Source organism: Micromonospora sp. IBHARD003 (assembly GCF_056106285.1).
Genome location: NZ_JBWBBX010000001.1, coordinates 3,332,501 through 3,356,425 on the forward strand (window position 1 = coordinate 3,332,501; position 23,925 = coordinate 3,356,425).

Annotated in this window: 19 protein-coding genes; 5 read left to right on the forward strand and 14 right to left on the reverse strand. The window is 71.7% G+C overall.

Going from position 1 to position 23,925, the window contains the following annotated elements:
* Positions 1-196 precede the first annotated feature (196 nt).
* Complete coding sequence (locus ACTWOL_RS14785; protein WP_474297155.1) at positions 197-1,204, reverse strand: stage II sporulation protein M; 1,008 nt, start codon at positions 1,202-1,204, stop codon at positions 197-199.
* A 186-nt stretch (positions 1,205-1,390) separates the two neighbouring features.
* On the opposite strand from ACTWOL_RS14785, the gene ACTWOL_RS14790 reads away from it, so the two are divergent.
* Complete coding sequence (locus tag ACTWOL_RS14790; protein ID WP_474297156.1) at positions 1,391-2,392, forward strand: RDD family protein; 1,002 nt, start codon at positions 1,391-1,393, stop codon at positions 2,390-2,392.
* 27 nt (positions 2,393-2,419) lie between these two features.
* Here the strand turns inward: ACTWOL_RS14790 and ACTWOL_RS14795 are convergent, their stop codons facing one another.
* From ACTWOL_RS14795 to ACTWOL_RS14830, 8 genes are all read right to left on the reverse strand, one after another.
* Positions 2,420-3,034 carry a hypothetical protein gene (locus tag ACTWOL_RS14795; protein WP_474297157.1) on the reverse strand — a complete coding sequence of 205 codons (615 nt, stop codon included), beginning with the start codon at positions 3,032-3,034 and terminating at the stop codon, positions 2,420-2,422.
* 100 nt (positions 3,035-3,134) lie between these two features.
* Positions 3,135-4,592 carry an adenosylhomocysteinase gene (gene ahcY / locus ACTWOL_RS14800; protein WP_474297158.1) on the reverse strand — a complete coding sequence of 486 codons (1,458 nt, stop codon included), beginning with the start codon at positions 4,590-4,592 and terminating at the stop codon, positions 3,135-3,137.
* 546 nt (positions 4,593-5,138) lie between these two features.
* On the reverse strand, positions 5,139-6,116 hold the full coding sequence (locus ACTWOL_RS14805) for a cation diffusion facilitator family transporter (RefSeq protein ID WP_474297159.1): 978 nt from the start codon (positions 6,114-6,116) through the stop codon (positions 5,139-5,141).
* 100 nt (positions 6,117-6,216) lie between these two features.
* Entirely contained in the window at positions 6,217-7,368 is a 1,152-nt protein-coding gene (manA, locus tag ACTWOL_RS14810; RefSeq protein WP_474297160.1) for a mannose-6-phosphate isomerase, class I, read from the reverse strand.
* A 257-nt stretch (positions 7,369-7,625) separates the two neighbouring features.
* A complete protein-coding gene (locus ACTWOL_RS14815; RefSeq protein ID WP_474297161.1) occupies positions 7,626-8,765 on the reverse strand; it encodes an SIS domain-containing protein in 1,140 nt (379 codons plus the stop codon).
* A gap of 42 nt (positions 8,766-8,807) precedes the next feature.
* Positions 8,808-8,990, reverse strand: coding sequence for a Trm112 family protein (locus tag ACTWOL_RS14820; protein ID WP_474297162.1), 183 nt, complete (start codon positions 8,988-8,990; stop codon positions 8,808-8,810).
* 267 nt (positions 8,991-9,257) lie between these two features.
* The gene (locus tag ACTWOL_RS14825; protein WP_474297163.1) at positions 9,258-10,634 is read right to left on the reverse strand and encodes a phosphomannomutase/phosphoglucomutase; all 1,377 of its coding nucleotides are present in this window, start codon (positions 10,632-10,634) and stop codon (positions 9,258-9,260) included.
* A gap of 134 nt (positions 10,635-10,768) precedes the next feature.
* Positions 10,769-11,146, reverse strand: a complete 378-nt coding sequence (locus ACTWOL_RS14830) for a DUF3499 domain-containing protein (RefSeq protein ID WP_474297164.1) — start codon at positions 11,144-11,146, stop codon at positions 10,769-10,771.
* Positions 11,147-11,568: 422 nt separating this feature from the next.
* On the opposite strand from ACTWOL_RS14830, the gene ACTWOL_RS14835 reads away from it, so the two are divergent.
* Positions 11,569-11,928: a metallopeptidase family protein gene (locus ACTWOL_RS14835; protein ID WP_474297165.1), complete on the forward strand. Its 360-nt coding sequence runs from the start codon at positions 11,569-11,571 to the stop codon at positions 11,926-11,928.
* An 87-nt stretch (positions 11,929-12,015) separates the two neighbouring features.
* On the opposite strand, the gene ACTWOL_RS14840 is transcribed toward ACTWOL_RS14835, so the two are convergent.
* From ACTWOL_RS14840 to ACTWOL_RS14850, 3 genes are all read right to left on the reverse strand, one after another.
* Complete coding sequence (locus ACTWOL_RS14840; RefSeq protein ID WP_474297166.1) at positions 12,016-13,635, reverse strand: DUF5719 family protein; 1,620 nt, start codon at positions 13,633-13,635, stop codon at positions 12,016-12,018.
* Positions 13,632-17,435: a glycosyltransferase gene (locus tag ACTWOL_RS14845; RefSeq protein ID WP_474297167.1), complete on the reverse strand. Its 3,804-nt coding sequence runs from the start codon at positions 17,433-17,435 to the stop codon at positions 13,632-13,634. The genes ACTWOL_RS14840 and ACTWOL_RS14845 overlap by 4 nt, the downstream gene beginning before the upstream one ends.
* A gap of 249 nt (positions 17,436-17,684) precedes the next feature.
* Positions 17,685-17,948, reverse strand: coding sequence for a WhiB family transcriptional regulator (locus tag ACTWOL_RS14850; RefSeq protein ID WP_077974550.1), 264 nt, complete (start codon positions 17,946-17,948; stop codon positions 17,685-17,687).
* Positions 17,949-18,627: 679 nt separating this feature from the next.
* Here ACTWOL_RS14850 and ACTWOL_RS14855 point away from each other — a divergent pair.
* From ACTWOL_RS14855 to ACTWOL_RS14865, 3 genes are all read left to right on the forward strand, one after another.
* Complete coding sequence (locus ACTWOL_RS14855; RefSeq protein WP_474297168.1) at positions 18,628-19,128, forward strand: cysteine dioxygenase; 501 nt, start codon at positions 18,628-18,630, stop codon at positions 19,126-19,128.
* An 80-nt stretch (positions 19,129-19,208) separates the two neighbouring features.
* A complete protein-coding gene (gene cofD, locus ACTWOL_RS14860) occupies positions 19,209-20,189 on the forward strand; it encodes a 2-phospho-L-lactate transferase (RefSeq protein WP_474297169.1) in 981 nt (326 codons plus the stop codon).
* On the forward strand, positions 20,186-21,505 hold the full coding sequence (locus tag ACTWOL_RS14865) for a coenzyme F420-0:L-glutamate ligase (protein ID WP_474297170.1): 1,320 nt from the start codon (positions 20,186-20,188) through the stop codon (positions 21,503-21,505). The genes cofD and ACTWOL_RS14865 overlap by 4 nt, the downstream gene beginning before the upstream one ends.
* A gap of 74 nt (positions 21,506-21,579) precedes the next feature.
* On the opposite strand, the gene ACTWOL_RS14870 is transcribed toward ACTWOL_RS14865, so the two are convergent.
* Entirely contained in the window at positions 21,580-22,599 is a 1,020-nt protein-coding gene (locus ACTWOL_RS14870; RefSeq protein WP_474297171.1) for a DNA-3-methyladenine glycosylase family protein, read from the reverse strand.
* 168 nt (positions 22,600-22,767) lie between these two features.
* A complete protein-coding gene (gene manB, locus ACTWOL_RS14875) occupies positions 22,768-23,859 on the reverse strand; it encodes a mannose-1-phosphate guanylyltransferase (RefSeq protein WP_474297172.1) in 1,092 nt (363 codons plus the stop codon).
* Positions 23,860-23,925 lie beyond the last annotated feature (66 nt).

Here is a 23,925-nt window from a genome sequence, read left to right on the forward strand (position 1 = left end):
TCGTGATCCGAATAAGGAATCGAGTGGCTCCGATGGGAATCCCATTCCCGTCAGGAGCGAGAGAGATGCTACTCGTGATCCCGGAGGGACTCATCCACTCCGAGGCAACCGTTAAAATCTACCTCCCCAGTCGGGCCGTGTCAACGGTCCTCGTGGGCGAAGAGGAGACTAGCAGCTCAGAGGCGCCTTATGCACATCAGGCCGCCGTGGGGAGCTCGGCGCTCCGCTCGGACGCGTCGATGTCGCCGGCCTCGCCCGCGCGGGCAGCGCGGCCGCCGAGTACGTAGACGTACGCGAGGAAGGCCAGCTCGGCGAAGATCCCGATGGCGATCCGGGCCCAGGTCGGAAGCCCGGACGGGGTGACGAAGCCTTCGATCAGACCGGACACGAAGAGCACGAGCGCGAGACCCACGGCCATGCCGAGTGCCGCACGGCCCTGCTGGGCGAGCGCGGAGCGGCGGGAGCGGGGGCCGGGGTCGATGAGGGTCCAGCCGAGCCGGAGGCCGGTACCGGCGGCGACGAACACCGCGGTGAGTTCGAGCAGGCCGTGCGGGAGCACCAGCCCGAGGAACGTGTCGAGACGACCCGCGGAGGACATCAGGCCGATGCCGACACCGAGGTTGGCCATGTTGAGCAGCAGGATCCACACGACCGGCAGGCACAGGAAGGCGCCCAGGACCAGGCACATGGCGGCGGCCTGGGCGTTGTTCGTCCAGACCTGGGCCGCGAAGGACGCGGCCGGGTGGCTCGAGTAGTACGTCTCGTACTCGCCGCCTGGGCGCGTGAGCTGCCGTAGTTCCTCGGGAGCGGCAATGGCCGACTGGACTTCCGGGTGGGTGCCGATCCACCAGCCGATGATCGCGGCCATGACGATGGAAAGGACGGCCGTGGGCACCCACCAGTGGCGCGACCGGTAGACCGCGGCGGGGAATCCCGCGCTCAGGAAGCGGGCGGCGTCGCGCCATGAAGCGCGCCGGGTGCCCGTCACAGTGGCACGGGCACGCGCGACCAGCTGGGTGAGCCTGGAGGTGACCATGGGGTCGGGGGCGCTGGACTGGATGAGCGAGAGGTGCGTGGCGGTGCGCTGGTAGAGCGCCACGAGTTCGTCGGTCTCGGCCCCGGTGAGGTGACGCCCGCGCCTCAGGAGGTGGTCCAGCCGGTCCCACTCCGCACGATGGGTCATCACGAAGACGTCGAGATCCATGATCGGCTGCTGCTCCCGTGGCGATACCAGGCACTGGGTCCGTACGGACCATGCGAACGGACGGCTCGTACTCCTGCTCGTACTACTGCGGCGCTCTTCGGATCAGCTTGGCAGACTGGCGTACTGCGGGAGCGTGCAGGTCGGAGAACCGTCCTGGGCGGCAGAGGCCGAGGAGAGGGTGGGCGCGTGAGCGGGATTGTGACGGGGGACGCCGTCGTACTGGGGCTTCGCCCGGCGAAGCTGCCCAGTCGGGCGCTGGCGCTCGTGATCGATCTTGCTGTGGTCTGGGCGGTCTATCTGCTGATATCCATCGGCCTCGCGATTGTGACCGCCTCGCTGGACGAGGCCGCGGTCATGGCCGTGTCGATCGCGACGTTCCTGTTGGTGCTGGTGGGGGCGCCGATCGCGGTGGAGACGCTCAGCCACGGGCGTTCGCTCGGCAAGGTGGCGTGCGGGCTGAGGGTGGTGCGCGACGACGGCGGCCCGATCCGCTTCCGGCACGCACTGGTCCGGGGGGCCATGGGTGTCGTGGAGATCCTGATGACGTTCGGGGTCGTCGCGTGTATCGCGTCGCTCGTCTCCGCCCGGGGACGGCGTATCGGGGATGTGTTCGCCGGGACGCTGGTCGTCAGGGAGCGCGTGCCGGCGGCGTCCGTCGTTCCGGTGCCCCCGCCGCCGCCGTGGCTGGCCGGGCGGTTCACCGAGCTGGATCTGTCAGGGGTGCCGGACGATCTGTGGCTGGCGGTACGTCAGTACCTGACACGTATGCGTCAGCTCGATGCGGAGGTGGGCCGTTCGCTGGCGGAGCGGCTGGCCGCTGATCTGGCGGCCAGGACGGGAACGCCGGTTCCTGCCGGTGTGCCCGCGGCGGCCTATCTGGCTGCCGTGGTGAGTGAGCGCCAGGCACGGGACGTGCGGAGGGCGCATGCCGCCGTGGTGGGGGCCCCGGGGTTCGCGGGGACGACCGGGGCCGGAGGGATGTCGGAGCCCGGGCCTGTGGATCGCATGGCTGCGTGGGCTGCCCCGGTGGGACCTGCCGCCGCGAGCGGGGCCGTGGCGCAGTACGGAGCTTTCGGTCCGGCGGGTTCACCGCCGGACTCGTCCCGCGGTGAACAGCAGCCCGCTCCCGGCGCGGGACAGGGCGAGAAGACCTCGCCGCCCGCGACCGGGTTCGCTCCGCCTGTCTGAGTCCCCAAGGCGTCCCTCACGGCGGGGTCAGGGGAAGGCCGAGGGTGGGGTCTCGAGGTCCTCGAGCTCGATGCCGGGAGCGGACAGGACGACGTCCCCGGCTATGTGGACGGTGTGCTGCTCGCCGGTGTCCAGGGCGCTGACCTGGTACTCGTCCACGCGCAGGGGGCCACTGTCAGTGGTGTGCGCTTCACTCTTCACCAGGGCCCAGGACTGGTCGACGGTACGCGGGGCGAGTACCGGGTCCGTGAAGGCGACGAGCCGGACGCGGGTCGCGGGGGCACCGGGAGTGAGCCGGAGCAGCCGGGACGTCGCGACGAGGAAGGCGGGGGATGTGCCGGTGAAGGCGTGGGCGCGGACATTGCCCTCGGTGGCGTGTGTGCCGGTGGGATCGGTGCGGACCCAGGTCACGCCGTCGAGGGCGGCGCCGCGGACCTGCCAGCTCGAGGCATGGAGCTCGAGGCGAATAGGGCGGCCGAGTTCGTCGAGGGCCAGGTCGACGGAGCCCGCGTGGTCTCCGGAGGGAGTGGTCAGCTGCGAGACGTAGCGCCAGCCGGAAGGACCGGGCGCGCAGTGGAAGTGCTCGTCACCGAGGGGGGTGTGATCGTGCGGATCATGGAGCGAATAGCGGCCGCGAGGCATGGGGGTGTGTGAGTCCTCCGCGTGCAGGGCAGGCCCCCGGCACGGGGGTGCGGGGGCCTGCCTGGTGCGCTGGGCCTGCCGGCTGGTGACCGGCGGCTGATCAGTACCGGTAGTGGTCCGGCTTGTACGGGCCCTCGACCTTGACGCCGATGTACTCGGCCTGCTCCGGGCGCAGCGTCGTCAGCTTGACGCCGAGGGAGCCGAGGTGGAGGCGGGCGACCTTCTCATCGAGGTGCTTGGGCAGCACGTAGACGTCGGTCGGGTAGTCCTCCGGCTTCGTGAAGAGCTCGATCTGGGCCAGGGTCTGGTCGGCGAACGAGTTCGACATGACGAAGGACGGGTGGCCGGTCGCGTTGCCGAGGTTCAGCAGGCGGCCCTCGGAGAGGACGATCAGGACCTTGCCGTCGGCGAAGGTCCAGGTGTGCACCTGGGGCTTGACCTCGTCCTTGACGATGCCGGAGATCTTGGCGAGTCCGGCCATGTCGATCTCGTTGTCGAAGTGACCGATGTTGCCCACGATCGCCTGGTGCTTCATCTTGGCCATGTCCGAGGCCATGATGATGTCCTTGTTACCGGTCGTGGTGACGAAGATGTCGGCGGTCTCGACGACCTCGTCGAGGGTCGTGACCTGGTAGCCGTCCATCGCGGCCTGCAGCGCGCAGATCGGGTCGATCTCGGTGATGATGACCCGGGCGCCCTGGCCCCGCAGCGACTCCGCGCAGCCCTTGCCGACGTCGCCGTAGCCGCAGACCACAGCGGTCTTGCCGCCGATGAGGACGTCGGTGGCGCGGTTGATGCCGTCGATGAGGGAGTGGCGGCAGCCGTACTTGTTGTCGAACTTCGACTTGGTGACGGCGTCGTTCACGTTGATCGCCGGGAAGAGCAGGGTGCCCGCGGCCATCATCTCGTAGAGACGGTGGACTCCGGTGGTGGTCTCCTCGGTGACACCGCGGATCTCGGACGCGAGCTGCGTCCACTTCTGCGGCGACTCCTTCAGCGTGCGGTTCAGCAGGCGCAGGATGTGGCCGTACTCCTCGCTGTCCGCGGTGGAGGGGTCCGGGGCCTGGCCGGCCTTCTCGAACTCGACGCCCTTGTGGACCAGGAGCGTGGCGTCACCGCCGTCGTCCAGGATCATGTTCGGGCCGCCGGTGGGCGTGTTCGGCCAGGTCAGTGCCTGCTCCGTGCACCACCAGTACTCCTCCAGGGTCTCGCCCTTCCAGGCGAAGACGGGAACGCCCTGGGGCTTGTCGGCGGTTCCGTTCGGGCCGACGGCGATGGCCGCGGCGGCGTGGTCCTGGGTGGAGAAGATGTTGCAGGACGCCCAGCGCACCTCGGCGCCCAGAGCGACCAGGGTCTCGATGAGCACGGCCGTCTGCACGGTCATGTGCAGCGAGCCGGTGATACGGGCACCGGCCAGCGGCTGCGATGCGGCGTACTCCTTGCGGATGGACATCAGACCGGGCATCTCGTGCTCGGCCAGGGTGATCTCCTTGCGGCCGAATTCGGCGAGGGAGAGGTCGGCGACCTTGAAGTCCTGGCCGGCGGCGACAGTCGTCATTGCGAGCTGCTCCTCAGAGGGGTCGAGGGATGGTTGGGCTCGTTCGGGGCTTGCTGACAGCTGCGGTCGCGGTGGCGAAGCGGGTGCGCGTACGAACACACGCAAACCCGGCACGTGCAACGGACGTCCGCAGCGCAGTCCGTCGGAGGCCCTCTCTCCCTCGGCCGGTCCGCAGTCTCGGACCGCCCGACCGCCATCAGCAGCGACGTCTGGCTCTGGTCACGAATCTACACCGCTCGCCACTCAGGGCCACAGCCCGCCCATGGGCCTGTCCTGGCCGGAATGCATGCCGCCTACGTGTCCGAGCTCCGCACGGCATCGCGGAAAGGGCAGCGGGCGAAGGACGTCCCACCGGGTCCCGGGACCTCCCACGCGTCGGCCGAGCCGGGCCCCGCCCGGGCGAGGCGTGGGAGGCACACAGGAAGGCGGGAGGCGCACAGGAAGGTCGCTTGGGACGGCCCCCGGACCGCCGTGGTCAGGCCACAGCCGGCGGTCCGGGGGCCGTCCCGGCGGTTGCAGGTGGGTGCAGTGGGGTGCGGGTGGGTGTCAGTGACCGAGTTCAGGCCCCGGGCCGCCCGGGGATTTGGCCGGATCGGGGCCCGCCGCCGCTGCGGCCTCGCTGTAGAGGTCCGGCTCCACGTAGACGACCCTGGCGATCGGCACGGCGGCGCGGATGCGGTCCTCGGCGGCGTTGATGGCCGAGACGATCTCGGCGGCCGTGTTGTCGTCCCGTACGCCGACCTTGACCGCGACGAGGAGCTCCTCCGGGCCGAGGTGGAGCGTACGCATGTGGATGATGCGGGTGACGGACTTGCCGTCGACGACCGCGGCCTTGATCTTCTCGACCTCCTCCGCGCCGGCCGCCTCGCCGAGGAGCAGCGACTTGGTCTCGGCGGCGAGCACCAGGGCGATCAAGATCAGCAGGACGCCGATGCAGAGCGTGCCGATGCCGTCCCATACGCCGTCGCCCGTGAGGAGCGCGAAGCCGACACCGCCGAGCGCGAGGATCAGACCCACCAGTGCGCCGAGGTCCTCGAGGAGGACGACGGGCAGCTCGGGGGCCTTGGCGTGACGGACGAACGCCCTCCAGGAGCGGCCGCCGCGCAGCCCGTTGGACTCCTTGATGGCGGTGCGGAAGGAGAAGCTCTCGGCGATGATCGCGAAGACGAGCACGCCGATCGGCCAGTACCAGTCCTTGATCTCGTGCGGATGGACGATCTTCTCGTAGCCCTCGTAGACGGCGAACATGCCGCCGACCGAGAACAGGACGATCGAGACGAGGAAGGCGTAGATGTAGCGCTCGCGGCCGTAGCCGAACGGGTGCTGGGGCGTGGCCTCGCGCTGGGCCTTCTTTCCGCCGAGCAGCAGCAGTCCCTGGTTGCCCGAGTCGGCCACGGAGTGCACGCTCTCCGCGAGCATCGACGAGGAGCCGCTGAAGAGGAACGCCACGAACTTGGCTACCGCGATGGCGAGGTTCGCGGCGAGTGCCGCGACGATCGCCCTGGTTCCGCCTGACGCGCTCATGAGTGCGGGATGTCCTTCCTCGAGGCTCCTGATGTCCTGCGTGCCTGGCTGCGCCGCGGCACGGCGGGCCATTGTTGCAGCAGCCGGGGCGGAGGGGATCTCAGACCACCACAGTGGCACGGAAGACGGTGCCGGTACCGGACAGTTCGACCGTTTCGCCCGCCGGTACGAAGACGGACCCGCCGGGGGCGAGGGGGAGCTCGCCCGCCTGCGGCCGTCCGGCCGTCGCCAGGAGGATCTGCGGGGTGGCGGCGGTGACGACGGTGGGCGCCGCGCCCGGTGACAGCACGAAGCGGGACAGGCGGAACTCGTCGGCCGGGGTGTCGTACACCTCCTCGCCCGAGGGAGACGCTTCCGGGCGCAGCACGGCGGGGTCGGAGGCCTCGAAGCGGACGACGCGCAGGAGTTCGGGTACGTCCACGTGCTTGGGGGTGAGCCCGCACCGCAGGACGTTGTCGGAGTTGGCCATGATCTCGACCCCGAGTCCGGAGATGTACGCGTGCGGGACGCCGGCGCCGAGGTAGAGCGCCTCGCCCGGCTGCAGCACGACATGGTTGAGCAGTGTCGCGGCGATGACGCCGGGGTCGCCGGGGAAGTGGTGGGCCAGCGTGGCGTAGGGGGCGTAGGGGCCGCCGATGCGTGCTGCGGCGGTCGCGGCCTCGTGGACGGTGTCGGCGAGCTCGTCCCGGTCCGCGATGAGGACGGCGGTGAGGACCTCACGGAGGGCGGCGTCCTCGGGGTGGGCGTGCAGCAGGTCGACGTACGGCTTGAGGGAGTCGACGTCCAGGCCCGCGAGGAGGTCGGCGGCCTCGACCGGCGGACGGAAGCCGCACAGGCCGTCGAAGGGGGTGAGGGCGCAGATCAGTTCGGGCTTGTGGTTGTCGTCCTTGTAGTTGCGGTGCGGGGCGTCGAAGGGGATGCCGGCGCGCTCCTCGGCGGCGAAGCCCTCCTCGGCCTGAGCTCGGTCCGGGTGCACCTGGAGGGAGAGCGGGCTGCCGGCGGCGAGCAGCTTGAGAAGGAAGGGAAGGCGGGGGCCGAACCTCGTGGTGGCCGCCCGACCGAGTTCACGTACGGGATCGGCGGCGATGACATCGCTCAGCGCACCGCGGTCCGTGCCGGACGGCGCCCCCGGGTGGGCGCCCATCCACATCTCGGCCTGGGGTTCGCCGGTCGGCGCGACGCCGAGGAGGTCCGGGATGAGGGTCGTCGAACCCCAGGCATAGGGGCGCACGGTATTGGTGAGGCGGTCCATGGAGGGGGATCCTCGGCTCGGTACGTGGCTGGTACATGGCTTGCGGATGGCAGCGGGGTGGCGGATACCGCTCCGGCTGCCGGGGCGTTCGCGGTGCGGCCGGCACGGTGGGGGCGCACCGGACGCCGCCCGGGTGCGGGGTGCCGGTCCACTCACCGGGTTCGAGGACGCGAGTGGTACGGCACGACGGGGACGGGGGTGGGGCGACGACACGTCCGGGTCCGGGCGTCAGGTGGCGGACATACGGGTCCGGGGCGTCAGGCCTGGGCGCCGGCGCTGGTCGCGAGGGCCAGATAACCGGCGGCGAAGTCGGTGACGGCGAGCAGCTCGGCGAGGGTCTCCAGCTCACCACCCTCCTCGGGTTCCAGTTCGCTGATCGCCGTGTCATGGCTGAGCGCCAGCTCCCGGGCCGCGGGGGCCGCGGTGAGTCCGCCGTCGATACGGTCGCGCAGCAGCAGGACACGGGCACGCAGCGCCTGGGGCTCTTCGACCCGGTCGCGGAAGAAGTCCCCGGGGTCGGCCCCGGCGGCGAAGTCACCGGCCAGGAGGATGCCATGGGCCGGAAGCGCCTCGGGGAGCTCGGCGGAGAGTGCGGGAAGACCGGCGAGCTCGGCGAGTACCGCGGCGAAGCGGCGGCCGACCGGGGCTGCGGTGCCCTCCGTCCAGATCAGCGGAAGGGTGTCGGCGAGTTCGGCCGCGAGCGTCTTGGCGGGATTGCTGTACGTGGCGATGGCGGGCCCGCAGCGCTCGGCCATGCTGTCGAGCCGGTCGGCGACGCTCTGGAGCGCGTCGGGGGGTGCGTTGACCAGGCCCACCCGGTCGAGGAGCGCGAGCAGCGGGGTGAACAGTGCCCAGAGCGCACCCGGGCTCGCGGCGGCCTGGGTCTCGTCGTAGAGCTCGTACGGCGCCGTCGCCATCGGCACCACCAGGCCGTGGACACTCCCCATGGCCTCGGAGAGCGGAGTGCGCTGCGGGGCGACGGCGACGACGGTGCAGCCGCGGCGGTACGCCTGCTCGGCGAGCAGGGCGAGACCCGGCTCGCTGCCGTCGGTGGTGGCGATGAGGAGCAGGTCGACGGAGCCCGCCCAGCCGGGGAGGGCCCAGCGCAGCGCGCCCGCCGCGGGGGCTACGCCGCTCGGATGCAGCCGGGTGACCGGAGCGGATGCCCCGGCGAGTGCGGTGATGAGGTCGGCAACGCCGGTCGCGGCGGTGCCGGGGCCCGCGATGAGGACGGCCCGGGGGCGGCCCTCCGGCGTCAGCTCGGCGATCCCGGCCTCGGCCGCGTACCGGGCGGCGGTGCGTACCCGCGCGCCGGCCTCCGCTGCGCCGCGGAGCAGCTCGCGGCGATCGGCGCGGGCGAGGGCTTCCGGAGCGTCGAGGAGTGACTCGTCGAGCATGTTGGTGGGCCTCCGATTCGCCGTACGGGTGCGGGGGCGGGCTTACGCGGGGCGGCGGGCCTCGTCGACGAGGAGGACGGGGATGCCGTCACGTACGGGGTACGCCAGGCCGCAGTCCTCGCCGGTGCAGATCAGCTCGGGCGTGTCGGCTGCCGTTCCGTCGTTGAGCGGGGCGTGGCAGGCCGGGCAGGCGAGGATCTCCAGAAGACCGGCTTCGAGCGGCATGGGGCGTCCCTTTCGAACATGCGGTTTGGGCCACGTCAGCCTACCGCCGGGGGGCGGTCGGCGCGGCTCGGCGTGTCGGGGCGACGGCGAGCCCGAGCGCGTGCGCCGGTCGGTGAGCCCGCCGGGCGCACGCCTGTGTGGAAGCGCCGACGTGGAAGCACCGACGTGGAAGCACCGACGGGACCGCGCCGGGCGTGCGCACGGATCCATGGGGATCCGTGCGCTCTGCTCGTGCCTCGTTCGCGATCACGTCCCCGCCGCAGCTCGTCATGCGCCCCGGACGATCTCCAGGACCTCGTCGCGTACCGCCGCCATCGTCGCTTCGTCACGGGCTTCGACGTTCAGACGCAGCAGGGGCTCGGTGTTCGAGGGGCGGAGGTTGAACCACCAGTCACCGGTCGAGACCGTGAGGCCGTCGAGGGTGTCGACGGTGACGCCTTCACGGCCTGCGAAGGCCTCGCGGACCTGGGCGGTGCGGGCGGTCTGGTCGGCGACCGTGGAGTTGATCTCACCTGAGCCGCGGTAGCGGTCGTAGCGGGCGACCAGGGAGGACAGGGGTCCGTCATGCGTGCCGAGGGCGGCGAGGACGTGCAGGGCGGCCAGCATGCCCGTGTCGGCGTTCCAGAAGTCGCGGAAGTAGTAGTGGGCGGAGTGCTCGCCTCCGAAGATCGCACCGGTGACGGCCATCTCCTGCTTGATGAAGGAGTGTCCGACACGGGTGCGCACCGGCGTGCCGCCGTGCTCACGGACGACCTCCGGCACCGACCACGAGGTGATGAGGTTGTGGATCACCGTGCCGCCGGGGTGCTTGTCGAGCTCACGGGCCGCGACCAGCGCGGTGATCGCCGACGGGGAGACCGGCTCGCCCCGCTCGTCCACGACGAAGCAGCGGTCCGCGTCCCCGTCGAAGGCGATGCCGATGTCCGCGCCCACGGAGCGCACCCGGTCCTGGAGGTCCACGATGTTCTTCGGGTCCAGCGGGTTGGCCTCGTGGTTCGGGAAGGTGCCGTCGAGCTCGAAGTACATCGGTACGAGATCGACGGGCAGCGACGCGAACACGGTCGGGACCGTGTGCCCGCCCATGCCGTTGCCCGCGTCCACCACGACCTTCATCGGGCGGATCGCGGACAGGTCCACCAGGGAGAGGAGGTGGGCGGCGTAGTCCTCGAGCGTGTCCCGCTCGGTGACCGACCCGGGCGTCCCGACCGGGGCCGGCGTACCGTCGGCGAGCCAGCCCTCGACGAGGGCGCGGATCTCGGCGAGGCCGGTGTCCTGGCCGACCGGCGCCGCCCCGGCCCGGCACATCTTGATGCCGTTGTACTGCGCCGGGTTGTGCGACGCCGTGAACATCGCGCCGGGCAGTCCGAAGTGCCCGGACGCGAAGTACAGCTGGTCCGTCGAGCACAGCCCGATCAGCGTGACGTCGGCACCCCTGCTCGCCGCACCGCGCGCGAAGGCGGTGGACAGGCCGGGCGACGACGGGCGCATGTCGTGGCCGATGACAATCGCGTCCGCGGCCGTCACCTGGACGAACGCGGCCCCGAACAGTTCGGCCAGCGACTCGTCCCACTGGTCGGGCACCACCCCGCGGACGTCGTACGCCTTCACGATCTGCGACAGATCAGCAGCAGCAGATGCAGCCACGGCCCAACCTTCCTGAAGTCTGTGCGGTCACCTCAAACTACCCGCAGAACGCGGCACGGAGGGCTCACACAGATGCTGCAAAGGAAGGTAACGGCGAATACCGGGCCGGGAGGAAGATCCGGGGTGGCGTTCGGTCAGGAGTCCGGTGACCGGAGCACTCGCAGATGGCCGCGGCGTGCGACCTCCATCGGGTCCGCCCTGCGTACGCCGCCTCCGCCTGCCTGTGCGGCGCGCTGCTGGGGGCGGGCCGCCTCGCGGACCGCGTTGGCCAGGGCTTCGAGATCGTCGCCGCTGGGCCGGGCCGGAGCGGATCCGTCGGAGAGCCGGACGACCTCCCAGCCGCGCGGCGCGGTGAGGCGCTCGCTGTGCTCGGCGCACAGGTCGTAGCAGTGGGGTTCGGCGTAGGTGGCGAGCGGGCCGAGGACCGCGGTCGAATCGGCATAGACGTACGTCAGTGTCGCGACGGCAGGGCGGCCGCACGCGGTGCGCGAACAGCGACGTACAGGGCTCACGACGTTGGACGGTACCGCACTCTTGAGCGGGCCGCGACGACTCTCCACCAGGTCACTCCACCGTGTCGTGCTGTGACGTCCGGCACAGACGTCGTCAGGACGGCCATTCTGACCTGCGGGGGAGCAAGGGCGCGCACGGGGTCGCCCTATGTGATCCGGTCATCGATTAACACATTTCGCGTCAATCACGATGCCATCTGCGGTCGTATGGAGCCGCGGAATCGAGCCCAAGCTTGGCCGGAATGCTCAATAACAGACACGTCGCCCAGGTGAAAGCGACATGCCGCGTGGTGGACGGACGGGCCCGGTATCGGGGCACTCCGGAGAGCTACCCTGCGTCAGTGATGGACAGTCCCGTACCGCCCCGCCCCACCGAGCCCAGGGAGCCGCGGCCGCGACGCCGCGACCGCCACGGACGCGGTATGCGAGGCCCCGTCGCCCCGCCTCAGGTGCCGCTCTCCGCGAGCCGGGGCGAGACGTTCCGCGATCTCGTGCAGGACTCGGTCGAACGTCTGGAGCGGCGCTGGCCCCAGCTGGCCGAGGTGGAATTCCTCGTCCTGGACGTGCCGGGGCCGCAGGGCGAATCCGTGCCGCTGGGTACGTCGGTGCCCTCCGGCAAGGGCCGGCCCGCCCGGATCGTCGTCTACCGGCGGCCCGTGGAGATCCGCACCAAGAACCGTGACGAGCGTGCGCTGCTGGTCCACGAGGTCGTCGTGGAGCAGGTCGCGGATCTGCTGGGGCTCGCGCCGGAGTCGGTCGATCCCCGGTACGGCCAGGACTGACACACGGGAGCTCTCCGGGTGCCCGGCACCGGGCCCCGCCGATCGGTCCCGGGCAGAGCCTGGGCCCGATCGGCGCCCGGCAAGCCCCTACGGGCGGGTGTCCCCGAGCACCGAGAGATCTTCCTCCGCCACCGGGACCTCGACCGTGCCCCGGTCGTCCGGGAGCGTCTGGACCGTGAACATCTCGATCCCGCCCTGCGGCAGCATCAGGGTGCGCGCCGCATGGACCGGTCCGCCGGACTGGGGTTCCACGGTCAGGGCGTACGAGCCCTTGAGGCCGCTCGGCACGGGCGGCGTGACCGCCAGCGTCGTCCCGGCCTTCACCGTGTAGGTCTGGACGACCTTCTGGCCCCCTCCGGTACCCGCCGACGCCGTGACCTTGACCTCTGCGGCCGCGGCGGGCGCCGTCAGCGACAGCACCGAGCCCTTGGCCCGGTTGTCGGCGACCGTGGCGCGCTCCGTCACCGGCGCCGTCGCCGGGAGAAAGGCGAACTCCTGCTTGGCGCCCGTGCCGCGCGTGACCTGGAGAGCCGCGACGACCGGGGTCGGCCTGCCGCTGTCCGAAGGGCTGAGCAGCAGCGAGCCGGGCTCGCCTCTGGTGACGGCCTTGAGGTCGAGAGTGGCGGTCATCCCCGACTTCACCCGCAGGTTCTCGCCGCCCGCCGGGGTGATCGTGCCCGACGCGGTCGCGAGGCGCAGCTTCAGATCGGCGTCGGAGTCCCCCGGCGCGAAGGCGACGAGCCGTACGGACGTCGCGTCCTTGGGGATCCCGGGAAGCACCAGTGTGCTCGACTGGTCGGCGGAGGCCGGCAGCCAGTCGCTGCCCGTCTTGTCGCCCGCTCCCCGCACCACGGCGCCCACCCGCCCGGTGCGGGTCTTGACGTGCACGGTGACGTCCTCGGCCTTGTCGGTCGTCAGGGTCGGGAGCAGCACGGGGACACTCGCCCCGGCAGGCACCGGGATGCCGTCGGTCAGCTGGGACTTGAGGGCGCCGCCCTTGCCGTAGAGCTCGATGTCGGCGAGGGCGGCGACGTCGTCGGGATTGGTCAGATACACATAGTCCTGCCGGTCCTTGGCGAGGCTGGCGCCCGGGAACCAGAACTCGGTGTCCGGCGCGCTGCAGCTGACTCCGAGCACCCCGCGTCCGCTGCCGGCGGAGACCGTGGTGGTCTGCTGGGTCGTCCAGCCGGGGGCGAGCCGTCCCGTGGCCGAGCCGACCAGTGCGGGTGCGTCGCTGCCGGACTTCTCGGCGCCGACCGGCTTACCGGCTTCCTTGAGGACCAGGAAGGGCTTCTCGGGCGCGGGCTGCTTCGCGGCGCCCTTGTCGCCCGTCTTCGTCTCGCCCGCCTTCTTGTCGTTCGCCGCCGACTCCCCTGCCCCGCCCTTGGGCTTCGCCTTGTCCGGCGCCGCCTTGGGGTCGGCCGTCGTCGCCGCGGACGGCTTCAGCGCGGCCGTGGACTGCGCGTCGCCGTCCGCCGCGGCACCCGCCGGGGTGAAGGACGTGTACACGGTCTCCGCGACGTCCGACGTGCTCGGCGCCGGGCACAGCAGGCTGGACCGCTCGACGGGGAGCCGGGCGGGCGACGCCGCGCCGGTCGTGGCCTTTCCGTCCGTCTTCCCGCCGTCGGGCGCCGTCAGCGCGGCCAGCCCGGTCACGGCGGCGAGGGCAGTAGCGGCTGCGAGGAGCGAGAGGGTGGTGCGGTTCACTGGTTACTGCTCCCGTCGGGACGCTGCTCGGTCTCGTAGCCGTAGGCGTCGTACTGGCCGGTCCGGTACGGGTCGTGCTGCTGTCCGTACTGGTCCTGCGCGTACTGCTGCGCGTACGGGTCCTGGGGGTACCCGTCCTGTGCGTACGGGTCGTACTGCTGTGACCCCTGCGGCTGCTGCGGCTCGGCGTACGACTGCTGCCCGGCGTATCCGTAGGGCTGCTCGTACGTCTCCTGCTGCTGCGGATACGGCTGCTCGCCGTACGAGCCGTAAGTGCCGTACGCGTCGGCGGCCTGACCTGTGTCGCCCGGGTACGCCGGGTCGCCGTCCCATTCGTCGTGCCGCTGCTGCGGCACCGCCGCGTACGGCTCGCTCCCGTCCTGCTGCGGAACGGCCGCCTGCGGTTCCGGCTCCACCGCGTCACCCGCTTCACCGGGCACCGCGGCAGCCGCGGCCTCGGCCTCCGCCTGGGCACGCAGCCTGCGTGCCCGGCGGCCCTCGCCCTCGACGGGCTGGGCGGGGACGGCGGCGGCCTCCTCCTCCGGCATGTCGTCGTCGATCTCACGGCGCCGGCCGGGCAGGGCGAGGACCACCAGCACCAGGGCGAGTCCGCCCTGGGTCCAGATCCATGCGGTGTGGGTGACGGGCTCGTCGTAGGTGAGGTCGAGCCGGCCGCCCTCCGTGGGGAGCTCGAAGCCCTGGGCCCAGCCGTCGACCGTGGTCTTCGGCAGCGCACGGCCGTTCAGCGTGGCCCGCCATCCGTCGTCGGCGCGGTCCGCGATGCGCAGCACCCGGCCGGAGGGGCCGGAGGGCACTTCGGTGTGGGCCTCGACGGGACCGGAGGCCACCGGCAGCGGCTCCGCCTTGCCGGCCACGATGACCGCACGGGCGATCTGGCGGTCGACGCGCCACAGCGCGCTGCCGTCGAGCTGGCTCAGCCGGCTGAGGCCGGGCGTGGCGTCCAGGACACGGCTCATCTGACGTGGCGCGCCGTCCCGTACGAGTACGTAGCGGATCGCGAAGCCGCTGAGCTGGCGGGTCTGGTCGGCTCCGGAACCGGCGACGAGACGGGCGACGACCTTGCCGAGCCGGGGGTCGCCGCCGCCGGCCTCGGTCAGCTCGGCGTCGCCGAGGCGGGCTCCGGAGCCGCGGACCAGGCTGTACGACACCGTGGCGGGCGAGGTGCCGCCGAGGACCAGGGTGCGGGGCTGGTCGCTCGTGTCGCTCTCTTCGGCGACGAACGCGGGCACCTGTACCGGGTCACGGCGCTCCAGTGGCCCGGCGGCGCCGCTGATCATCCAGTTGACGGCGGCGAGCACGGGGGCAGCGGCCGCCGTGAGGGCGATGAGTCCGGCGACGGGCTGACGCCAGCCGAAGGACTGGGCGGCGACCCGCTCCCGGACGCCCTCCGCACCCATCACTGCGGCGGCGAGCAGGGCGATGCCGTACACGAGGGTCGCCGGTCCGGCCCAGCCGGAACCGTTGGCGACGACCGCGAAGACCAGGCCGACGAGGGCGACGGCCCAGGCCGTGCGGATGGCGTGCCGCCGCTCCTCGCGCAGCAGGGCGCCCAGCGCGGCGAGCACGATGCCGATCAGCACCAGACCGCCGAGTGCCTTCGGGCCGCCCGGGCTGACGCCGAGCAGATCCAGCGCGGACGCGGAACCGGCCCCGACGTCCAGACCCGCCTCGCGGAAGAAGCCGGAGGGGCCGGTCAGCAGGGACAGCGACCAGGGGGCGAGGACCAGCAGAGGGGTGGCGACGACGACGAAGAAGCGCAGGAGGTAGGCGACGAGGTCGTCACGCCGCAGCACCACGGCGGCGATGCCGAGCACGACGGCGATGGGCCAGATGATCGGGGTGAAGGCCATGGCGAGCGTCAGCAGCAGGGCATGGGCCCAGGCGGCGCGCCAGCTTCCGCGCGCGCCGTCCTCGCGGCCGATCCCGTACGCGGCGAGTGCCGCGCGGGCGATCAGCGGCAGGACGACCACCAGCACGGCGGTGCCGAGCCGGCCGGTGGCGAGAGCGCCGGTCGCGGCGGGCAGGAAGGCGTAGGCGACGGCGGCCCAGGCGCGCAGCAGCCGGGACTCGACGAGCGGTCGCGAGGCGAAGTAGGCCGTGACGCCGGCGAGCGGGACCGAGCAGACGAGCAGCAGGGTCAGCGCGATGCCGTTGGAGCCGAGCAGGAGCCCGGACAGGAATGACAGGACGGCGAGGTACGGGGGTGCCGACTGGGTGCCGCCGGTCCCGACCGGGTGCCAGGCGTCGGCGAAGCGTCCCCAGAGGTCCGGCAGCGCCTCCGGGGCGGGGAGCAGCGCCCCGCCCGCGAGTGCCCCGCCGGTGAAGAGCCCGCGGCAGGCGACGAGCGAGACGAGCAGGAGGACGGCGAACAGGACGGGTCCCGGCTTGCGTGCGACGCGCTTGAGCCGGGCGAACTGCTCGATCTCCAGGAAGTCGGCGTCGTCGCCGCCGGGGCCGGACTCCACGGCGCCGTGCCGTGAGCCGGAGGAGTCGGTGTCGCTGCCGGATCCGAGACTGCTCGCGATCTGTTCCACGGTGGCGCGGATGGTGGCGCCGGGCGGCGGGAACAGCGGCCGCAGATCGGCCGGGTGCACCACGGCTTTTCCGCGGCTGCGCCGGGCGGCGAGGATCCTCCCCGGCCGGAGCAGGGTGCCGAAGAGGCCCATCACCTCGTCGACGGCCTGGCCGGGCGCCTTGCCGACGAGATAGGCGACCGTCCTCAGCAGGGTACCGAGGACGAGCCGGAGCAGGACGAAGGGGAGGGCGCGGCCCCGGGCGTTGGCGAGCAGGGTGTAGACGGCGCCCGCTTTGTCGACGCGGTGGGGCGAGGCGCCCTGCCGTCCGAAGGGGTTCGACGGGCGGCCGTCGTCGGCAGGGTGGGACGACGGGCGGGAGAAGGACCGGCCGGCGCAGTCGACGGTCCGGCGCTCGCGCGCGGCAGCCTCCGCGTGGCGCAGTACGGCGCCGGGCGCGATCAGGACCCGGTGTCCGGCGGCATGGGCGCGCCAGCACAGGTCGACGTCGTCACGCATGAGGGGCAGACGGCGGTCAAAGCCGCCGAGCTCCTCCCACACGTCACGGCGGATGAGCATGCCGGCGGAGGAGACGGACAGCACGGAGCGGACCTGGTCGTGCTGGCCCTGGTCCTGCTCGCGGCGGTCGAGTCCGGTCCAGCGGCGGCCGCTGTTGGCGATGGAGACTCCGGCCTCGAGCAGCTGCTTACGGTCGTACCAGCCGCGCAGCTTCGGGCCGATGATCGCCGCGTAGGTGTCGGAGTCGGCGACGCGCAGGAGTTCGGCGAGGGCGTCGGGGGCCGGGGCGCAGTCGTCGTGGAGCAGCCAGAGCCACTGCACCGGTTCGCCGTACGGCAGTTCCGGCATGTCGTACGCGTCGTCGCGCCAGGTCCTGGTGACCGGGTCCCAGCCGCTGGGCCGCTTCAGATAGGGCAGTTCGTCGGGGGTGAGCACCCCGGCGGTACGGACGGCCTCTTCCACGGCGGCACCGAAGCCGGAGCGGCGTGCGAGGTGCAGCACCCGATCGGCACCGAGCGCCTCGGCGATCAGCCGTGCGGAGTCGTCGGCGCTGCCGGTGTCGGCCGCGACGACGTTCTGCACGGGACGTTCCTGGCCGAGCAGTCCGGTGAGGACGTCCGGCAGCCAGCGGGCGCCGTCGTGGGACACGAGGACGGCGGTGACGACGTGCCGTGGGAACTCGGGTGGGGGGGCGGGTGCGAGCTCGCCGGTGGGGGCGGGAACGAACGCGCCGGTGGTGGCGGACATCGAGGTACGGGCCCTCCGGCCGGGTCACCCCGCGAGGGGGCGCTGAAGCGTCTGGGACGGGCCCCCACACTAACGGTAGGAAAAAGCGGCGGAGAGCAGAGCGCTGCGATGGAGGGCGACGACCTCACATCGAGGCACGGAGACGGACAGGAACGGACGGAGACGGCCCGCGCCCGCGGACGGTCGGGCCGGTCGGCCTCGCCGTGACGGGGAAGCCGTGCTAGGCGATCGGACGGCGACGCTAACCGGTCAGACAGCGGCCTTCTTCAGACGGCGCCGCTCACGCTCGGACAGACCGCCCCAGATTCCGAATCGCTCGTCATTGGCAAGGGCGTACTCGAGGCATTCCGAGCGGACTTCACAGGCGAGGCAGACCTTCTTGGCTTCGCGAGTGGAACCGCCCTTCTCCGGAAAGAAGGACTCGGGATCGGTCTGGGCGCACAACGCGCGCTCCTGCCAGCCGAGTTCCTCTTCCGCGTCCTCGACCAGCAGTTGCTGGAACAGCTCGGTCATGTGCGCCCCTCGTCTGTCTTTGCGTCCCCGTGAAGCAGTCGTTACCGATTTCGGCCGAACGACACGAGTGAAATTACAAGTGTGTGGATCCGGGCCAGTCAAGCCGAGATCTGCTATTGAGCCCGGTATTCACTCTGCGGAACCAAGGCTATGCGGAAAGTGTGCAAATCATCAAAAACAAGACACTCACCGACGGCCCGTCCCTGCGCGCCCCGCGCCCTCCCCCCTCTCGCGCGGAACCGGTGTGCGCCGATTCACTACCGGGGAGGACGCCGAATCGCTCGCTCCTGTTGCAATCCAGCCACACAAGCGATCCGGATCACAGTCTGGTCACGAAGACCCAACGGCGTTTGAGAGCACGGTTGCTGCGCCATGTCTCCGGTCGCCTCGATGCACAAACCTTTCTCCGAGTGGAGTAACCGGAAGAGGTGAAACATTGCCGCCAAATCGGTCATTGAGTTGACATCCTGGGTCTGGTTGGCCACCTTGGAGGGCATGCCAGCGACCGCAGCGCACATCGCGACCCACCTCGGTGGGGTCCGCCGCGCTGCCCGGACCCGCTGTTGCTGTTGCTGTTCCAGCTGTTGATGCCCACGCGCTCCGGCTCTCTCCTCCCCGCCCTCCGCGGGACCGCGACACCCCTGCACTGACCTTTCTCTGCCGAGGAACCACCGCACCCATGAACAGCAACAGCGACCTGCAGATCGCCGGCGACATCCTCGAGGTCCAGCACCTCCTCCAGCCCGCACGCGAGCACCCGGCGACCGTCGCCGAGTTCGCAGGGCTCGCCCGCTCCATCGCCGCCGACCGCGCCCAGTGGGCGCACCTCGTCCGGTACGACGCCACCACCCGCTGGTACCACCGGCTGCGCACCGGCCCGGGGTACGAGGTCTGGCTGCTCTCCTGGGTCCCGGGGCAGGGCAGCGGACTCCACGACCACGGCCGGTCCTCCGGTGTACTGACCGTCCTGGACGGCGAGTTGACGGAGCGCACGGCCACGGCGGCGCGTGCCCTGGCCTCCGGTGCGCAGCGGGTCTTCGCACCCGGATATGTGCACGAGGTGGTCAACGACTCACTCGAACCCGCGGTGAGCCTCCACGTCTACTTCCCGGGGCTGACCGAGATGCCGATGCACACGGCCCACTGCTCCCCGACCCGCCCGGCCGGCGTCACCGCCTGACGCACAGGCTGGCCGAGGCCCTCCCCGTCGCCCGACCACCACCCCGCTCGACGACAGCCTGCGGCTGACAGACTGTCTTCATGCGCATTGTGGTTCTGGCCGGTGGCATCGGCGGTGCTCGTTTCCTGCGTGGCCTCAAGGCCGCCGCACCCGAAGCCGACATCACGGTCATCGGCAACACCGGTGACGACATCCATCTGTTCGGGCTGAAGGTCTGCCCCGACCTCGACACGGTGATGTACACGCTCGGCGGCGGCATCAACGAGGAGCAGGGCTGGGGGCGTACGGACGAGACCTTCCAGGTCAAGAGTGAGCTCGCGGCGTACGGAGTGGGCCCCGAGTGGTTCGGGCTCGGCGACCGCGACTTCGCCACGCACATCGTCCGTACCCAGATGCTGGGCGCGGGCTATCCGCTCAGTGCCGTCACCGAGGCGTTGTGCGCGCGGTGGAAGCCTGGTGTGCGTCTGCTCCCGATGTCCGACGACCGGGTCGAGACCCATGTCGCCGTCACCCTGCCCGACAGCGACCCCGCCGGTGCCCCCGGCGAACGCAAGGCGATCCACTTCCAGGAGTACTGGGTCAGGCTGCGGGCATCCGTCGACGCCGAGGCGATCGTGCCGGTCGGGGCCGACCAGGCCAAGCCGGCCCCGGGTGTACTCGAGGCCATCGGGGCCGCGGACGTGATCATCTTTCCGCCGTCCAACCCGGTGGTGAGCATCGGGACGATCCTCGCCGTCCCCGGCATCCGGGAGGCGATCGCTGACGCGGGCGTACCGGTCGTCGGTCTGTCCCCCATCGTCGGCGGCGCTCCGGTGCGCGGGATGGCCGACAAGGTGCTCGCCGCGGTCGGGGTCGAGTCCACGGCGGCCGCCGTCGCCAAGCACTACGGCTCCGGGCTGCTCGATGGCTGGCTGGTCGACACGGTGGACGCGGGTGCCGTCGCCGAGATCGAGGCGGCGGGCATCCGATGCACGTCCGTGCCGCTGATGATGACGGACGTCGAGGCGGCCGCGGCGATGGCGCGTGAGGCGCTGGCGCTCGCGGCGGAGGTGCGCGCGTGACATCACCGGATCCCTATCCGTCTCCGTCCTACCGGGTGTGGGCTCTGCCCGGCATGCCCGAGGTCCGGCCCGGCGACGAGATCGCCAAGCTGATCGCGGCCACCGAACCGGGACTGGTGGACGGGGACGTCCTGCTCGTCACCTCGAAGATCGTGAGCAAGGCGGAGGGGCGGATCGTCACGGCGGAGGACCGTGAAGCGGCCATCGACGCGGAGACCGTACGGGTCGTGGCACGCCGCGGCGCCCTCCGCATCGTGCAGAACCGGCAGGGGCTGATCATGGCCGCGGCAGGGGTCGACGCCTCCAACACCTCTTCCGGAACGGTGCTGTTGCTGCCCGAGGATCCGGACGCCTCGGCCGCGCGTATCCGTGAGGGGCTGCGGGACACCCTCGGCGTCGAGGTGGGCGTGCTCATCACCGACACCTTCGGGCGGCCCTGGCGTACCGGACTCACGGACGTCGCCATCGGGGCGGCGGGAGTGCGGGTCCTCGACGATCTGCGGGGCGGCACCGACGCGTACGGGAACCCGCTGAGCGCGACCGTGGTCGCCACGGCGGACGAACTCGCCGCGGCCGGCGACCTGGTCAAGGGCAAGGCGAACGGGCTGCCGGTGGCGGTGGTGCGCGGGCTCGGCCATGTGGTCGCGGCCGACGAGGCCGAGGGGGCCCGCGCACTGGTGCGGCCGGCCGCGGACGACATGTTCCGGCTCGGCACATCGGAGGCCGTACGGGAAGCGGTGGCGCAGCGCCGCACGGTGCGCGCGTTCACGGACGAGCCGGTGGACCCTGGGGCGGTTCGGCGTGCCGTCGCCTCGGCGGTGACCGCTCCGGCGCCCCATCACACGACGCCGTGGCGCTTCGTACTCCTGGAGTCCGCCGAGTCGCGGACGCGGCTGCTCGACGCGATGAGGGACGCGTGGATCGCGGACCTTCGGGGCGACGGCAAGTCGGAGGAGTCGATCGCCAAGCGGATCAAGCGCGGTGACGTACTGCGCCGTGCGCCGTACCTGGTGGTGCCGTGCCTGGTCATGGACGGCTCGCACAGCTACGGCGACGAGCGCCGGGACACCGCGGAACGCGAGATGTTCGTCGTCGCGGCGGGTGCCGGGGTGCAGAACTTCCTGGTGGCCCTGGCCGGCGAGGGCCTCGGATCGGCGTGGGTGTCCTCGACCATGTTCTGCCCCGAGGTCGTGCGCGAGGTGCTGGGCCTGCCCGGGACCTGGGACCCGATGGGGGCGGTGGCCGTCGGGCGCGCGGCTGAGCCCCCGAGGGAGCGGCCCGCGCGGGACGCGGAGACGTTCATCACCGTGCGCTGAGCCATGGCGCCGAACCGTCGGCGCTGTGCCGTGGGTGGTGAACTGTCGGCGGTGAACTGTCGGCGGCCGAAGGCTCAGAGTGAGGCGATGTCCCATCGTGGCATCTTCGGCTGACGGCGCGCCGGGGTGCGCCCGCTCAGCATGATCAGCCGGGCGGCCCGGTGGCGCTGGCCCGCGTACGGCTCCAGGAGCTCGAGCATCGCGGCGTCGTCGGCGTCGCGGTCGCCCGCGAGTGCGTAGCCGACGATGCCGGGCAGATGCAGATCGCCGACGGTGACGGCGTCGGGGGCGCCATTGCTGCGCTGGATCGTCTCGGCGGAGGTCCAGGGCCCGATGCCCGGAATCAGCTCCAGACGTGCCTGGGCCTCCTCGGGGGTCATCGCGGCGGCCTCCTCCATCCGCCGGGCGACGCGTACGGCACGCAGGATCGTGGAGGCACGTTTGTCGTCGACACCGGCACGGTGCCATTCCCAGGACGGGATCAGGGCCCAGGTGCGGGGTTGCGGCATCACGGCCATGCGCGCCGGCGCCGGACCGGGAGCGGGCTCACCGTACTTCCGTACGAGCAGCCGCCAGGCGCGGTAGGCCTCGTCGGTGGTGACCTTCTGTTCCAGGATCGACGGGATCAGGGACTCCACGACCAGCCCCGTGCGGGTCAGCCGCAGCCCGGGGCGACGGCGCTGGGTGATCGCGACGAAGCGGTGGCGGGGTTCGAAGGCCTCCGGGTCGTCGGCCTCACCGAGCAGCGCGGGGAGCTGCTCCAGCAGCCATTCGGCCCCGGCCCCCCAGGCTTCGGCCTGCACGGCGCCGTCATCCGCGACGACCCGAAGGGTGCCGGGGCCCGCGGGGGTGCGGGTGGCCCGCCACACCGACCCGTCCGGTGTCGTACGGAACGTCGGGTCCGCCGGACCTCGCCGCAGGGGCCCGAGCACCAGTCCGAGGTCGAGCGGCCCCGGCGGCACATAGCGCCTCCGCAGTCCGCTGGATGCCGCGGGCTGCGCCGTGCTTCTCGGCGCGGGCACCGGCACGGCGACCTCGCCGCCACGCGTGGTGACGCGGGTGACGGGGGGACGGGGGGCGAAGCGTCCAGCCACGGATCGGGTCCTCGGGGTCGGGGTCTCTTCGAGAGTAGGGGGTGGCCGGCCCGCCGGGGCAGGTCTCCCCCGTTCCCTCTTCCTTCCGCGTCCCTTTCCTTCCTCTTCCTTCTTCGTCCTTCTTTCGTCCTTCTTCGTCCTTCGTCCTTCTCCGCCCGCCCGTGGCGGCTACTGGTCGGACGAGAAGCGGATCGCCCCCGCGGGCAGCGTCATGTCGCACCACACCCGCACGCCGTCGCGCAGTTCGTTGTCCGGGCCGATGTCCGCACCGTCGCCGATGACCGCACCCGACAGGACCGTCCGCGCGCCCACCCGGGCCCGGGCGCCGATCAGCGAGTCCGTGACGAGCGCCCCGGACTCGATGACCGCACCGTCGAGGATCGTGCTTCCGCTGATGCGCGCCCCCGCGCCGACGGACGCGCCGTCGCCGACGACCGTGCCGTCGGTGAGCTTGGCGTCGGGCGCGACCCTGGCCGTCGGGAGGACCAGCCGGTCGCCGCAGCGCCCGGGGACGGCCGGGGAGGGCGCACGGCCGAGGACGAGATCGGCGGAGCCGCGTACGAAGGCCTGGGGAGTGCCCAGGTCCAGCCAGTACGTGGAGTCGACCAGACCCTGCAGATGCGCGCCGGCCTCCAGCAGGTCGGGGAAGGTCTCCCGCTCGACGGAGACCGGGCGGCCCGTGGGGATGCCGTCGATGACCGAACGGCGGAAGACGTACGCCCCCGCGTTGATCTGGTCGGTGACGATCTCCTCCGGGGTCTGGGGCTTCTCCAGGAAGGCCGTGACCCGCCCCTGCTCGTCCGTCGGCACCAGGCCGAAGGCCCTGGGGTCGGCTACCCGGGTCAGATGCAGCGAGACGTCCGCACCCGACCGCTCGTGGGTCTCGACCAGGCTCCTGATGTCCAGGCCGGTGAGGATGTCCCCGTTGAAGATCAGCACCGGCTCGTCCGGTCCGGACCTCAGCCGCGAGGCCACGTTCCGGATCGCCCCGCCGGTGCCGAGGGGTTCCACCTCGGTCACGTACTCCAGATGCAGACCCATCGAGGAGCCGTCGCCGAAGTGAGGCTCGAAGACCTCCGCGAGGTAGGACGTCGCCAGCACGATGTGCTCCACACCCGCCGCGCGCGCCCGGGCCAGCTGGTGCGTGAGGAACGGCACTCCGGCCGCCGGCACCATGGGCTTGGGCGTGTTCACGGTGAGCGGGCGCAGCCGGGTGCCCTTACCGCCGACCAGGAGGATCGCTTCTCGGGCCTGAGTCAATGCTTTCTCTGCTTCCTGCTGGGGCCGGGCACTTTGCGTGTGACCGGCCAGTCTATGCAGCGTGTT

Coding starts and splice junctions, on each gene's coding strand:
- ACTWOL_RS14785 (WP_474297155.1), bottom strand. CDS start 1,204: ATGGATCTCGACGTCTTCGTGATGACCCATCGTGCGGAGTGGGACCGG.
- ACTWOL_RS14815 (WP_474297161.1), bottom strand. CDS start 8,765: ATGCTCGACGAGTCACTCCTCGACGCTCCGGAAGCCCTCGCCCGCGCC.
- manA (WP_474297160.1), bottom strand. CDS start 7,368: ATGGACCGCCTCACCAATACCGTGCGCCCCTATGCCTGGGGTTCGACG.
- ACTWOL_RS14805 (WP_474297159.1), bottom strand. CDS start 6,116: ATGAGCGCGTCAGGCGGAACCAGGGCGATCGTCGCGGCACTCGCCGCG.
- ACTWOL_RS14850 (WP_077974550.1), bottom strand. CDS start 17,948: ATGACCGAGCTGTTCCAGCAACTGCTGGTCGAGGACGCGGAAGAGGAA.
- ACTWOL_RS14845 (WP_474297167.1), bottom strand. CDS start 17,435: ATGTCCGCCACCACCGGCGCGTTCGTTCCCGCCCCCACCGGCGAGCTC.
- cofD (WP_474297169.1), top strand. CDS start 19,209: ATGCGCATTGTGGTTCTGGCCGGTGGCATCGGCGGTGCTCGTTTCCTG.
- ACTWOL_RS14835 (WP_474297165.1), top strand. CDS start 11,569: ATGCGAGGCCCCGTCGCCCCGCCTCAGGTGCCGCTCTCCGCGAGCCGG.
- ACTWOL_RS14855 (WP_474297168.1), top strand. CDS start 18,628: ATGAACAGCAACAGCGACCTGCAGATCGCCGGCGACATCCTCGAGGTC.
- ACTWOL_RS14795 (WP_474297157.1), bottom strand. CDS start 3,034: ATGCCTCGCGGCCGCTATTCGCTCCATGATCCGCACGATCACACCCCC.
- ACTWOL_RS14820 (WP_474297162.1), bottom strand. CDS start 8,990: ATGCCGCTCGAAGCCGGTCTTCTGGAGATCCTCGCCTGCCCGGCCTGC.
- ahcY (WP_474297158.1), bottom strand. CDS start 4,592: ATGACGACTGTCGCCGCCGGCCAGGACTTCAAGGTCGCCGACCTCTCC.